Origin of the sequence: Stenotrophomonas sp. SKA14 (assembly GCF_000158575.1) — a bacterium.
Taxonomy (GTDB): domain Bacteria; phylum Pseudomonadota; class Gammaproteobacteria; order Xanthomonadales; family Xanthomonadaceae; genus Stenotrophomonas; species Stenotrophomonas forensis.
The window spans coordinates 1,558,444-1,571,798 of sequence record NZ_DS999412.1 but is presented as its reverse complement, the minus strand read 5'-3'; the positions used below and the strand labels follow the sequence as shown (position 1 = coordinate 1,571,798).

Genomic DNA, 13,355 nt, shown 5'->3' with positions numbered 1-13,355 from the left:
GCCTGCGCATGCGCCACGCTCACGCCTGCTTTGCACACCCTGCGCGAGGCTGTGGGTCTTGTCGTGCGGAGACGCTGTCATGCAGTACGCGCTGTACTACTGGACCGGCATCCAGGGCCGGGGTGAATTCGTGCGGCTGGCGCTGGAAGACGCCGGCGCCGACTACATCGACATGGCGCGGATGCATGGCGATGCGGTGATGCAGCCGTTCCTCGATGGAAACAGCGAGGGAGCACTGCCCTTCGCACCGCCGTTCCTGAAGGCGGGCCGGCAGGTGATCGCGCAGGTGGCGGCCATCCTGGATTTTCTCGGTCCGACCCTGGATCTGGTGCCGCAGGCCGCGTCGCGGCGGATGCAGGCGCTGCAGTTGCAACTGACCATCGCCGACCTGGTGGCCGAGGTCCATGACACCCACCATCCGATCGCCGCGTCGAAATACTACGAAGAGCAGAAGACCGAGGCCAAGGCGCGTGCGGCTTCACTGCGTGGCGAACGACTGCCGAAGTTCCTCGGCCATTTCGAACAGGTACTGGCCGCCAACGGTGGCCGCCATGCCCTGCGCGAGCATTCCTATGTGGACCTGTCGCTGTTCCAGCTGCTGAGTGGGCTGGACTACATGTTCCCGCGGCGGATGCAGGCGTTGGCGCCCACCTTGCCGCTGCTGCGTGCGCTACACGAGCGTGTGGCGAAGCGGCCGAACATCGCCGCCTACCTGGCTTCCGAACGGCGGCTGGCGTTCAATACCAACGGCATCTTCCGCCATTACCCGGAACTCGATGCAGAGCGGTAGTGCCGGCCGCTGGCCGGCAACCGCACGATGCGCCCAAGGTCCATGAGCATGCCGGCCACCGGCCGGCACTTCCGTGGGGTCAGCTGACCCCGTCCAGCGGCTTCACCGCCTGCTTCTGCAACGACAACAGCCCCAGCAGCAGCGCCAGCGCCACATAGGCGCCCGCGAACTGCCAGCTGATGATGCGCGCCAACCCGTCCAGGTCCCACGGCAGGTAGATGCCACCGCGCGGGTCCACTGAGTGGATCAGGCCGAACAGGGTCAACAGCGCCGCCACCAGCAGGAAACCGCAGGCGCGGCGCAGGCGACCATCGACCATCGCCGCCACTGCCGAGATCCACAGCATCGACGTGATGATGAAGCCGTTGCCGAGGGTGAAGATCACCGCCAGTTCCGGCAGGCCGTGGCCGTCCAGTTTGGTCAGCAACTGCGGCAGCTGGTCCGGCGCGATCCAGCCCGGCGCCTTGATCGCCAGCAGGTACGCCACCGACGGCAGGAAGCCGAACACCATCGCACCGGTGTGGTGGCGTGGCGTGGCCTGGAACGCCTGGGTGGTGATGTCGATGGCCACGTACACGATGATCGGTGCCAGCACCGCCAGCGGCAGCCACTGCACCAGCCCGGAGATGATGCCGAGCATGCCGCCGATGCCCACGAACAGGCCAGTCAGCAGCGTATAGCCGCTGCGTGCGCCCATGTGCTTGTAGGCCGGCTGGCCGATGTACGGCGTGGTCTGCGCAACGCCGCCGCAGACACCGGCCACCAGCGTGGCCACCGCTTCCACCAGCAGGATGTCGCGGGTGCGGTAGTCATCACCGGCCGCGCGTGCGCTTTCGGACACATTGATGCCACCGACCACCATCAGCAGGCCGAACGGCAACAGCAGCGGCAGGTAAGTCATCGCCGTGGGCAGGCCCTCGAGGAAACCCAGCGTCGGCAGCGGCAGCACTACCTGCGGCGGCACCCACGCCGGCACATGGAAGCCCGGCGCGCCCAGCCCGGCCAGGCCCAGGCCGTAATACAGCACGGTGCCGAACACGAAGGCCAGCAGCACGCCTGGGCCACGCACCGGCAGCTTGCCCTTGGCAATCAGCACGTACAGCAGCAGGCCCAGCGTGGTGAAGCCGACCAGCGGCGAGCGCAGCGTTTCCAGCAGCGGCAGCAGGCCCATCAGCACCAGCGCGATGCCGGCGATGGAACCCAGCAGCGCAGCACGTGGCAGTGCGCGGGTGACCGCTTCGCCGAAGAACGACAGCACGAACTTCAGCACGCCCATGATGACCAGCGCGGCCATGCCCAGCTGCCAGGTGGCGATGCCGGCGGCATGCGGGTCCAGGCCCTGCTGCTTGAAGGCGATGAAGGCCGGGCCGAGCACCAGCAGGGCCATGCCGATGCTGGTCGGCGCGTCCAGGCCCAGCGGCATGGCGGTGACATCGTCGCGGCCGGTGCGCGCGGCCAGCCGTCGCGCCATCAGCGTGTACAGCAGGTTGCCGACCAGCACGCCGAAGGCGGTACCGGGGAACATGCGACCGAACACTACGTCGGCGGGGAACTGGAAGATGCCGACCAGTGCCATGGCGATGAAGCCGAGGATGGAGAGGTTGTCGACGACCAGGCCGAAGAAGCCGTTGAAGTCGCCGGCAACGAACCAGCGACGCGGTGCGGCGGAAGCGGGAGCGGACATGGAAGGGGCGGTGGGGGTGGGGACCGCCGATGGTAGGCCCAGCGGGGCCGGCGCGCCAATTCCGTCATGGAATGATGGGTTCCAGCCAACGGCGGAGCCCCTCGTGGCTGGGGCGCGAACAGCGCTTTCCTCGGCTGGGCCGGGCGGGTAGGTGGCGCGGGGGACGCCGTGAACCCATCCCTGGGCGCTTGGCCGCGGCATCCATGCCGCGGACACCCCCGCGCCACCTACCCGCCCGACCCCTGACAGTTTCCTGCGCGTGCCAGCCACGGAAAAGAATCAAAAGATCAAAAGCAAAGGCGGGTCGCTTCGCTCTGAGCCGAGCATGGCTCGGCTCTACACGAACAATTCGATCATTTCCACGCTATCCACGCATGGCGTGGATCTACCGTGTCGACCAAGGTCGACACCCACCAGCGCAACATGCCGTTCCGACAGATCGCAGGAAACTGTCGAAGGCGGGGTGGGTCCGGTTGCGGGGGTGTCCGCGGCATGGATGCCGCGGCCAAGCGCCCAGGGACGGGTTTACGGCGTCCCCCGCAACCGGACCCACCCCGCCACCCCTCAGGAAACCTGCTTCTGCCCTGGCTCCGGCTCGTAGCGGGTGCAGGGCGCAGCCCTGCCCCCCCGTTACTTCTTCAGGAAGTTGTCCACCAGCAGATGCTTCACATCGTCGAAGCGGCCGTTCAACACCGCCTTGGCCGCATACAGCGCGGTACCCGCGACCTGCTTCGCCTCGATCTGCGGCGGCATCACCAGCTCTGCGCGGCTGGTATGCACATCCAGCAACGCCGGGCCGCGCTGGGACAGGAAGTCCTGCACCGCTTCTTCCAGATCCTCGCTGCGGGTGACGGTGCGGCCATGGAAGCCGATCACCTCGGCCAGGCGGCCGAAATCCGGGTTCTTCAGGTCCGTGTAGTTGTCCAGCAGGCCCTCCACCTTCTGCTCCAGCTCGACGAAATTCAGCGAGCCGTTGTTGAACACCACCACCTTGATCGGCAGGTTTTCCTGCACGGCGGTCAGCAGGTCGCCGAGCAGCATCGCCAGGCCGCCGTCGCCGGACAACGAGATCACCTGCCGCCCTGGAAACGCCTTCTGCAGGCCCAGCGCCTGCGGCATCGCGTTGGCCATCGTGCCGTGCAGCAGGCTGGTCAGCGTACGGCGGCGGCCGTTGACCCGGATATGCCGCAGCACCCACACCATCGGTGAGCCACCGTCGGCGGTGAACAGCGCGTCGTCCGTCGCGTATTTCGACAACAACGCCGTCAGATGCTGCGGATGGATCAACTCACCCTCGCCCGGCTGCTCTTCCTGCTCACGCTTCTTCAGTGCCTTGTCGCGGCGCTCGACGCATTCGTCCAGGAAGCTGCTGTCCTCGCGCGGCGGCAGCATCGGCAACAAGGCGTCCAGCGTCGGCGCGATGTCACCGACCACGCCCAGGTTCACCGGATGGCGGCGGCCCAGATGGCTGCCGTCGCGGTCGATCTGGATGATCGTGGCCTTGTCCGGATAGAACTGGCCCCACGCGAAATCGGCGCCGAGCAGCAGCAACGTGTCGCACTCCATCAGCGTGTGGAAGCCTGATTCGATGCCGAAGATGCCGGTCATGCCCATGTTGTACGGGTTGTCAGGCTCGACGAAATCCTTTGCCCGCGACGTATGCGCGACCGGCGCCTGCAGGCGCCGCGCCAGTTCCAGCAGCTGCGCGTGCGCGCCCTGGCAACCGGCACCGGCATAGATGCCGATGCGCTTGCCCTGCCCCAGCAGCTCGGCGATGCGCTGCAGTTCAGCATCGGACGGGCGCAGCACCGGCTGGGTGTAGTGCACCGAGAACGGTACATCGTGCTTCACGTCGGCCTCGCTGATGTCGGCCGGCAGGATCACCACCGCCACGCCGCGGCGGCTGATCGCGGCCTGGCAGGCAAGCGCCACCACGCGCCGCGCCTGCGCCGGGCTGTGCACCTGTTCGCAGAACACCGTGCAGCTGCCATAGACAGCCTTGAAATCCACTTCCTGCGGGAACTCCATGCCCAGCTCGCTGGTGACGATCTGGCTGGCGATCAACACCATCGGCGCACGATTGCGGTTGCTTTCGAAGATGCCATTGATGAAATGCAGGCCACCAGGGCCACAGGACCCGGCGCAGGCGGTCAGTTCGCCGCTCACCAGCGAATCGGCACCGGCAGCGAACGCGGCCACTTCCTCATGGCGTACGTGCACCCAGGCGATGTCACTGCCATGCATCGCATCGGTCACATGGTTGAGCGTGTCGCCCACGATGCCATAACAGCGGCGGACGCCTGCCTGCTGCAGGGCGTCCACCACAATCTCGGCCACGCGCTTGCTCATCGGATACATCCTCGAACGGGGGAACGTCCGAGGCTAGACCCGGGGAAGTGATGCCTCCGTGGTCAAATTGCGCATCACCTCGATGTGCAAACTGCGGACAGATGTCCGGTCAATCGTTGACGTTGATCCAGCCCAGCACCGCACCGTGTTTCGGATTCTGGTAGCGCAGCTTCATCCAGCCGTCCTGTTCATCCAGCATTTCCACACGGTCTCCCTGCACCAGATAACGCGGGGTGCTGGATGCGCCGGGCTTGTCGAACAGGAACAGGCGCGCTGGCACCACGGTCGCCTGCTGACCACGCAGCGGCCCGTCAGGCGGTGCGCCCAGGCCATCGGCGATAGCGCTCTCACGTACTTTTCCAGCGGGGTCATAGGTACGCCAGACGGCCAGCGGGCCCTGCTCGTCGCTCTGCTCCCAATGCAGCGCGGCGTTCAGCGTGTCGCCCAGCATCAGTACGCTCTCGGCGCGGTACAGATAGAGCTTCGAGCCTGCAAACCGGTACTGGTCGGCGTACCACATCGGGCCGCTGCGGCAGCTGCTGGTGAGGGTGCGACTCGCACGATCGACCGTCAGCCCCATCAGGTCACCGCAGCTGTCCTTGCCATGGGTTTCAGCCTGCAGCGCACGGAACCCGCCACTGGCCGGATCAAAGCGGTACACCGCCACCGCTTCATTGACCATGCCCACCGACGCGCGCGCGACCAGTTCCGGGTAGCCATCGAAGTCGACATCCTCCAGACCCCATCGCGAGTTGCCGTCCGCATCCGCCGCGCCCGCCAGCGTCTGGCGCTTGCCCGACGGCGAAAGCTGCACCGTGATGCTGCCGTCCTGCTGCGGATCGGCGTGCGCCTGCACGTGAGCGGCCACCTGGAACCGCAGCGTTTCGCTGCCGTCCCCGCCCGCCCGCGCGGCCGGGGCCAGCACGCCTGCCAGCACCACGCCCAGCACCCACTTCCTGTAATCCATCATCGCTCCCTGCGGCACCGCGGCGGCACCTTCAACTCAGAACGATACCTCGACCGGCTGCCGCGACCACAGCACCGACTGATGCCTGGTCTGCTGCTTCCAGGCCAGGCGGATCGCCTCGATGTCGGCCCGGCGCTGCGGGGTGTCCTCGTGCAGCACCACCAGCACCTTGGTGCGCAGGCGGTTGGGCGAAGCATCGCCGCGGAACAGCCACTGGCCGTAGGCATCGAACACGGTCAGGCCATCCGGGAAGCGTGGAGTGACTTCCTTGTCCAGGAACGCGCGCCACTGCGCCTCGCTGATGGTGTCGGCCTGCGGACGGCTGCCTGCGCCCTGCTCTTCGCCCACGCCGAAATACAGCTCGCTGCGCACCCAGCCGTGGCCGTCGGACGGGCGTGCCGCATCGCCCTTCAGTTCGGCGGTGGTGGCCGTGGCATAGGCGCTGGGCGCCTGCGAGGACAGGCTGGCGCAGCCGCTGGTGGCCAGCAGCACGGCAAAGACGAGGCCAAGGTGTTTCATCGGTACAGCTCCGGGCAATGGGGGGACAGGGCGAGCCGGCAGCGTACAGCGCCACCGGCCCGGCGTGCTGATGCCAACCGGGCATCAGCTCATGCCGGACCGGCAGGGACTTGCGTCGGCAGCGGTCATCACGCGAAGATAATATATCGCTTCATCCGGATGGATGTAAGTGAAACTATCTCCCCCCTTCCCCGTCGTCGTTGTTGCTGGAGCCCCCATGTCCGCCCGCCTGCCCGCGTCGCCACTCGGCCTCGCCATCGCCCTCGCGCTTTCCTCCGTCGCCGTCCCGGCGCTGGCCCAGGACGCCACCAACCTGGACACGGTGATCGTCACCGGCACCCGTGCCGCCGACCGCACCGTGCTCGAATCCACCTCGCCGGTGGACGTGCTCACCGCCGAGGACATCCGCAAGGCCGGCGTGGTCAACGGTGAGCTGGGCAGCGCGCTACAGGCGCTGCTGCCGTCGTTCAATTTCCCGCGCCAGTCCAACTCCGGTGGTGCCGACCACGTGCGCGCCGCGCAGCTCCGTGGCCTGTCGCCGGACCAGGTGCTGGTCCTGGTCAATGGCAAGCGCCGCCACCACACCGCGCTGGTCAACACCGACAGCAAGATCGGCAAGGGCACCACCCCGGTCGACTTCAATTCGATTCCGGTCAGTGCGATCAAGCGCATCGAAGTGCTGCGCGATGGCGCCGGTGCGCTGTACGGCTCGGATGCCGTGGCCGGCGTGATCAACGTGATCCTCGACAACGGTGGCGACGGTGGCGAGATTGAAGCCAGCTACGGCGCCAACCACACCGACCTGAAGCCGATCGGGCGCACCCTCACCGACGGCCAGACCGGCAACATCAGTGCCAAGGTCGGCACCTCGCTGGGCGAGAACGGTGGTTTCCTGCGCGTCGGCCTGGAATACAAGCACCGCAACGGCACCAACCGCGCAGGCTTCGACCAGATTCCGCCGTGGGACCAGACCCCGGACAACCTGGCGTTGCAGGGCAAGCGCAACTACGTGCTGGGCGATGGCAAGAGCAAGGACATCAACCTGTGGCTGAACACCGAGATTCCGGTCGGCCAAACCTCGACCTTCTACGCCTTCGGCACCTTCAACCAGCGTGACACCGAAGGCGCGAACTACTTCCGCTACCCCGATGGCGATGCCAACTGGAAGCAGGTCTATCCGAACGGCTACCGGCCGATCTCCGAGGGCGAGAACCGCGACGTGCAGGCGGTGGCCGGCGTGCGCGGCCAGTGGGGCGAATGGAGCTACGACGGCAGCCTGGATTACGGCCAGAACGACTTCACCTACCGCCTGCGTGATTCGCTCAACGCGTCGCTGGGCCCGACCAGCCCGACCCGCTTCAAGACCGCCGATTACGAGTACGCGCAGACCGTGGGCAACCTCGACCTGAGCCGTGTGTTCACCCAGAGCGAGAGCATCAGCCACACGCTGGGCCTGGGCGTGGAAGCGCGCCACGAGCGCTACCAGACCCGCCCGGGTGATCCGGCCAGCTACGCCGCCGGCCCGTACACCGACCGCCCGACCGGGTCGCAGGCCGGTGGCGGTCTGACCCCGCAGGACGCGGCAAGCCTGTCGCGCGACGTGGCCAGCGCCTATGCCAGCCTGTCCAGCCAGTTCGGCGACAAGTTCTCCACCGACCTGGCCGCGCGCTACGAGCACAACGATGACTTCGGCGGCGAACTGACCGGCAAGCTCGGCCTGCGCTACGAATTCACCCCGGCCTTCGCCCTGCGCGGTGCCATCTCCAACAACTTCCGTGCGCCGTCGCTGGCACAGATCGGCTACGAATCCACCTCCACCGGCTACAACGCCGGCGGCCAGCTGGTGCAGGGGCGCCTGCTGTCGGTCAACAACCCGATCGCGCGCGGCCTGGGTGCGCAGAACCTGAAGCCGGAAAAGTCGATCAACACCTCGCTGGGCTTCACCAGCCGCATCGGCGAGCACTTCGACCTGTCGCTGGACTTCTTCCAGATCGACATCGACGACCGCATCGCATTGTCGGAGAGCATCACCGGTGATGCGCTGACCGACTACGTGGCGGCCAACTACGGCGTCAGCGGCCTGCAGAGCGCCAGCTTCTTCGTCAACGCCGCCGACACCCGCACCCGCGGCGCCGAACTGGTGAGCAACTGGCGCCAGTCGCTGGGCAACGGCCAGCTGCTGTTGACCGGCACCTATGCGTACACGAAGACCACGCTGAAGAACGTGCTGGCCACGCCGGCACAGCTGCGCGCACTGAACCCGGACTACGTGCTGTTCGGCATCGAAGAGACCAACACGCTCACCGATGCCACGCCGCGCACGCGAGGCAGCGTCTCGGCGGCGTGGAGCAACGACCACTGGTCGCTGAGCACGCGGGTGAACCGCTATGGCAGCGCTACCCGCGTGTTCAACTTCGGTGATGGCTATATCCCGCGCCAGACCTACCAGGCCGAATGGCAGCTGGATGCCGAAGTCGAATACCGCATCACCCCGCGCTGGAGCGTGGCGATCGGTGGCCAGAACCTGACCGACAACTACCCGGATCGATCCAACAGCGATATCCACTACTTCGGCAACCTGCCGTACGACGTGTTGTCGCCAATCGGCAGCAACGGCGCGTACTACTACGGCCGGGTCCGCTACACGTTCTGATTCACCCGTGCGGTAGTGCCGGCCGCTGGCCGGCAACCGCGAGGTGCATCCATGGGCCATGAAGTTGCCGGCCAGCGGCCGGCACTACCCCAATCCGTAGCCTGACCTCGACCCCACGTACACGCCCACGCAGGCAAGCTGAGCGTCATGGCTGAACCGCTCCCCCTGCGTCCGCCACCGCCCTTGCTGGACGACGCCTGCGCGTTGTTCCTCGATGTCGATGGCACCCTGATCGAATTTGCTGCACGCCCGGATGCCGTGCAGTTGCTGCCGGATGTGCGTGAAGCCATCGGCCGCATCAGCGACCGCCTGGAAGGTGCCGTGGCACTGGTCAGTGGCCGTCCCCTTGAACAGCTGGATCAGCTGTTCGCCCCTCTGCAGCTTCCGGCCGCCGGCCTGCATGGCCACGAGCTGCGCGGCGAGGATGGTCGCGTGCTGCGCGACGCACATGACGATGACACCGCCGAGTGGCTGCACGCACTGCACCAGCAGGCGATGCGTTTCGCCCATGGCCATCCCGGCGTGCTGGTGGAAGACAAGGGCGTCGGCCTGGCCCTGCATTGGCGTGGCGCTCCGCACGCGGCCAGCGAGGTGCGCGCCTTCGCCGACCGCCACGTGCGCGGCCGTACCAGCTATCGCCTGCAGCCGGGCGACCATGTGGTCGAGTTCGTCCCGGTGGGTACCGACAAGGGCCGCGCGGTGCGCCGGATGATGCAGTACCTGCCCTTCCGCGGGCGCCTGCCGGTGTTCCTCGGCGATGACCTCACCGACGAATTCGGCTTCGACGCCGCCAACGGCCAGCATGGCTGGAGCGTGCTGGTGGGCGAACGTGAACCCAGCGCGGCGGTGTTCGCGCTGCCCGACATACGCAGCGTGCACGCCTGGCTGCGTGAGAATGCCTATTGACCCGGCCACCCCCACGGCCGCAACCGACGAGATGTACCGCGTGATGACCCAACCCGATCTTGATCTGGGCGTGGTCGGCAACGGCAGCTTCGGCGCCCTGGTCGACAAACATGCCCGCGTTGTCTGGAGCTGCCTGCCCACCTTCGACGGCGATCCCACCTTCTGCGCCCTGCTCGGCCCCAACCAGCAGACCGGTGGCGACTTCGCCATCGAGCTGGAAGACTTCGCCAGCAGCGAGCAGGAGTACCTGACCAACACCGCGATCCTGCGCACCGTGCTGCGTGACGCGCACGGTGGCGAACTGGAAATCCTCGATTTCGCCCCGCGCTGGCGCCAGAACGACCGCTTCTACCGCCCGGTCAGCCTGATCCGCCAGGTGCGCCCTTTGGCCGGCAGCCCACGCATCACCGTGCATGCGCGCCCTCTGGCCGACTGGGGCGCGCGCGTGCCCGAGTCCACCTGGGGCAGCAACCATGTGCGCTGGATCCTGCCCGAGCACGTGCTGCGGCTGACCACCGATGTGCCGGTGCGCTTCGTGCGCGAGGGCCTGCCGTTCGTACTCAACCATCCCATCCACCTGATCCTGGGTGTCGATGAATCACTCAACCGCTCGATCAGCGGCTATGTGCAGGAAGCCTTCCAGCGCACCCGCGATTACTGGCGCGAGTGGGTGCGCTACCTGTCCATTCCGCTGGAATGGCAGGACGCGGTGATCCGCAGCGCGATCACCCTGAAGCTCTGCCAGTACGAGGATAGCGGCGCGATCATCGCGGCGATGACCACCTCCATTCCAGAGGCACCGGGCAGCGTGCGCAACTGGGACTACCGCTACTGCTGGCTGCGCGATGCCGCGTTCGTGGTGCGTGCGCTGAACCGCCTCGGCGCGACGCGCACGATGGAACAGTTCCTCGGCTACATCTTCAACCTGGCCACCACCGACGGCACGCTGCAGCCGCTGTACGGCATCGGCTTCGAAGCCAAGCTGGATGAGGACGAAGTGCCCAGCCTGTCCGGCTACCGCGGCATGGGCCCGGTGCGCCGTGGCAACCTGGCCTGGGTGCAGCGCCAGCACGATGTCTACGGCAGCGTGGTGCTGGCCTCCACGCAGCTGTTCTTCGACCGCCGCCTGCAGGACCCGGGTGATGCGCACACGTTTGCCCGCCTGGAACCGCTCGGCGAACAGGCCTTTGCCCTGCATGACGTACCCGATGCCGGCCTGTGGGAATTCCGCGGGCGCACCGAGGTGCACACCTACACCAGCGCGATGTGCTGGGCGGCCTGCGATCGCCTGTGCAAGATCGCCGTGCGCCTGAAGCGCGACGACCGCGCACGCTACTGGCGCGAACGTGCCGACACCATCCACGCGCGCATCATGGCCGAATCCTGGAGCGAGGAGCTGGGCCACTTCACCGATACCTTCGGTGGCCATCGCCTGGATGCCTCGCTGCTGCTGCTGGCCGACATCGGCTTCATCGATGCGCTGGACGCCCGCTTCATCGCCACCGTCGACGCCATCGGCCGCGACCTCAAGCATGGCAATTCGCTGTACCGCTACGTCGCCCCGGATGACTTCGGCGAGCCGGAAACCAGCTTCACCATCTGCACGTTCTGGTACATCGATGCGCTGGCGGCGATCGGCCGCCTGGACGAGGCGCGCGCGATGTTCGAGGTGCTGCTGAAGCAGCGCAATCATCTGGGCCTGCTGTCTGAGGATCTTGCCTTTGACAGTGGCGAGGCCTGGGGCAATTTCCCGCAGACCTATTCGCACGTCGGCCTGATCACCGCCGCGATGCGCCTGTCGCGGTCCTGGCAGGAGGCATCGTGAGTCGTCTTGTAGTGGTTTCAAACCGCGTGGCGGTGCCCGGCGAGAACCGCGCCGGCGGCCTGGCGGTCGGCCTGCTGGCCGCGTTGAAGGAACGCGGCGGCATGTGGTTCGGATGGAGCGGCAAGAGCGTGCGCGAGGGCAGTGGCACGCTGCACACGCAGAAGGACGGCGACATCGAGTTCGTCACCCTGGACCTGAGCAAGCGCGAAGTTGATGGTTACTACAACGGCTTTGCCAACCGCACGTTGTGGCCGCTGCTGCACTTCCGCCTGGACCTGGTCGACTACGACCGTGGCACCCGCGAGACCTACCACAAGGTCAACGCGTTGTTCGCCGACAAGCTCGCCCCGCTGCTGCGCGAGGACGACATCGTCTGGATCCACGACTACCACCTGATCCCGCTCGGTGCGCTGCTGCGCGAACGCGGCATCGGCTGCCGCATCGGCTTCTTCCTGCACATCCCGATGCCCTCGGCCGACCTGCTGCAGGCGATGCCCGATCACCTGCGCCTGTTCTCCGCGCTGTACGCCTACGACCTGGTCGGCTTCCAGACCCAGCGCGATGCCGATCGCTTCCAGACCTACCTGCGCCTGTTTGGCGGTGGCCGCGTGCTCGACAACGGTGAACTGGAAGCCCCCGGGGGGCGCCGTTTCCGCGCGGCCGCCTTCCCGATCGGCATCGACACCGACCTGATCGCGCGCCAGGCCGGCACCGCCGCCACCAAGGCCGCAGTGAAGAATCTGCGCAACAGCCTGCGTGACCGCCAGCTGGCGATCGGTGTCGACCGCCTGGACTATTCCAAGGGCCTGCCCGAGCGCTTCCTCGGCTTCGAGCGCTACCTGGAACGCCATCCCGACCAGCGCGGCTCGCTGACCTACCTGCAGATCGCCCCGGTCTCGCGTGGCGACGTGACCGAGTACCGGCAGCTGCGCAGCCAGCTGGAACAGATCGCCGGCCACATCAACGGGGGTCACGCCGAGCCGGACTGGACCCCCCTGCGCTACGTCAACCAGAACTTCACCCATGCCACCCTCACCGGCTTCTACCGGGCCGCGGCGGTGGGCCTGGTGACGCCGCTGCGCGACGGCATGAACCTGGTGGCCAAGGAGTACGTGGCCTCGCAGGACCCGGAGGATCCCGGCGTGCTGGTGCTGTCGCTGCTGGCCGGTGCCGCCGACGAACTCAAGCAGGCACTGCTGGTGAACCCTCACGACCTGGACGGCGTGGCCGATGCCATCGCCACCGCGGCGACGATGTCGCTGCGCAGGCGCAAGGAACGCTGGCACGCGATGATGGACCACCTGCGCACCTACGACATCAACCACTGGCGGCGCAGTTACCTGGACGCGCTGGAGAACTGAGGGACTGCGCAACCAGGCCAGCATGAAGCGACAGAAGAGCGTCAAGAGCGCTCGCAGATTGTCGCTTTAAGCCCGAAAGTAGGTGCACGTGAAACCATTCGCCGAACAGGAGAATGGCGCCCCTGCCCGTCCCAGCGTTCCCGGGCAGGCGCGTAAGGCTCGCGTCGCACAAGGCCTCATCGTGTCCTGCCGCACGCTTTGCCGCATCGCCCGCCGGAACGAAAGAGGCACCACCGCCAGCCTTTCACCATGCATTGACGCGCGCTCCCCAGAGTGGCGCCCCCAGAGCTATCGCAATCCG

General features: G+C 66.9%; 9 protein-coding genes. 5 read left to right on the top strand and 4 right to left on the bottom strand.

What is annotated here, in order from left to right; translation table 11 throughout:
- Positions 1–79: 79 nt before the first annotated feature.
- Positions 80–790 carry a glutathione S-transferase gene (locus tag SSKA14_RS07180; protein ID WP_008265275.1) on the top strand — a complete coding sequence of 237 codons (711 nt, stop codon included), beginning with the start codon at positions 80–82 and terminating at the stop codon, positions 788–790.
- A 79-nt stretch (positions 791–869) separates the two neighbouring features.
- Here SSKA14_RS07180 and SSKA14_RS07175 read toward each other — a convergent pair whose 3' ends face one another.
- The 4 genes from SSKA14_RS07175 to SSKA14_RS07160 all read right to left on the bottom strand — a co-directional run bounded on the left by SSKA14_RS07175 (position 870) and on the right by SSKA14_RS07160 (position 6,309).
- Complete coding sequence (locus SSKA14_RS07175) at positions 870–2,474, bottom strand: hypothetical protein (RefSeq protein WP_008267572.1); 1,605 nt, start codon at positions 2,472–2,474, stop codon at positions 870–872.
- 630 nt (positions 2,475–3,104) lie between these two features.
- A complete protein-coding gene (locus SSKA14_RS07170; protein WP_040007231.1) occupies positions 3,105–4,823 on the bottom strand; it encodes a thiamine pyrophosphate-dependent enzyme in 1,719 nt (572 codons plus the stop codon).
- A 109-nt stretch (positions 4,824–4,932) separates the two neighbouring features.
- A complete protein-coding gene (locus SSKA14_RS07165) occupies positions 4,933–5,790 on the bottom strand; it encodes a hypothetical protein (RefSeq protein WP_040009431.1) in 858 nt (285 codons plus the stop codon).
- 36 nt (positions 5,791–5,826) lie between these two features.
- A complete protein-coding gene (locus tag SSKA14_RS07160) occupies positions 5,827–6,309 on the bottom strand; it encodes a DUF3574 domain-containing protein (RefSeq protein ID WP_008265564.1) in 483 nt (160 codons plus the stop codon).
- A 217-nt stretch (positions 6,310–6,526) separates the two neighbouring features.
- Here SSKA14_RS07160 and SSKA14_RS07155 point away from each other — a divergent pair, with 217 nt between their 5' ends.
- The 4 genes from SSKA14_RS07155 to otsA all read left to right on the top strand — a co-directional run bounded on the left by SSKA14_RS07155 (position 6,527) and on the right by otsA (position 13,054).
- Complete coding sequence (locus tag SSKA14_RS07155) at positions 6,527–8,962, top strand: TonB-dependent receptor (protein ID WP_008265489.1); 2,436 nt, start codon at positions 6,527–6,529, stop codon at positions 8,960–8,962.
- Between the two features lie 147 nt (positions 8,963–9,109).
- Positions 9,110–9,868 (top strand): trehalose-phosphatase, encoded by a 759-nt coding sequence (gene otsB, locus SSKA14_RS07150; RefSeq protein WP_004154453.1) that lies wholly within the window; start codon positions 9,110–9,112, stop codon positions 9,866–9,868.
- A gap of 43 nt (positions 9,869–9,911) precedes the next feature.
- Complete coding sequence (locus SSKA14_RS07145) at positions 9,912–11,693, top strand: glycoside hydrolase family 15 protein (RefSeq protein ID WP_040009428.1); 1,782 nt, start codon at positions 9,912–9,914, stop codon at positions 11,691–11,693.
- Entirely contained in the window at positions 11,690–13,054 is a 1,365-nt protein-coding gene (gene otsA, locus SSKA14_RS07140; RefSeq protein WP_040007228.1) for an alpha,alpha-trehalose-phosphate synthase (UDP-forming), read from the top strand. Before SSKA14_RS07145 ends, otsA begins: the two co-directional genes overlap by 4 nt.
- The last annotated feature ends 301 nt before the right edge of the window (positions 13,055–13,355 follow it).

Bases quoted from the DNA above. Each gene is read 5' to 3' on its own strand.
- SSKA14_RS07180 (WP_008265275.1), top strand. From the start codon at position 80: ATGCAGTACGCGCTGTACTACTGGACCGGCATCCAGGGCCGGGGTGAA.
- SSKA14_RS07175 (WP_008267572.1), bottom strand. From the start codon at position 2,474: ATGTCCGCTCCCGCTTCCGCCGCACCGCGTCGCTGGTTCGTTGCCGGC.
- SSKA14_RS07170 (WP_040007231.1), bottom strand. From the start codon at position 4,823: ATGAGCAAGCGCGTGGCCGAGATTGTGGTGGACGCCCTGCAGCAGGCA.
- SSKA14_RS07165 (WP_040009431.1), bottom strand. From the start codon at position 5,790: ATGGATTACAGGAAGTGGGTGCTGGGCGTGGTGCTGGCAGGCGTGCTG.
- SSKA14_RS07160 (WP_008265564.1), bottom strand. From the start codon at position 6,309: ATGAAACACCTTGGCCTCGTCTTTGCCGTGCTGCTGGCCACCAGCGGC.
- SSKA14_RS07155 (WP_008265489.1), top strand. From the start codon at position 6,527: ATGTCCGCCCGCCTGCCCGCGTCGCCACTCGGCCTCGCCATCGCCCTC.
- otsB (WP_004154453.1), top strand. From the start codon at position 9,110: ATGGCTGAACCGCTCCCCCTGCGTCCGCCACCGCCCTTGCTGGACGAC.
- SSKA14_RS07145 (WP_040009428.1), top strand. From the start codon at position 9,912: ATGACCCAACCCGATCTTGATCTGGGCGTGGTCGGCAACGGCAGCTTC.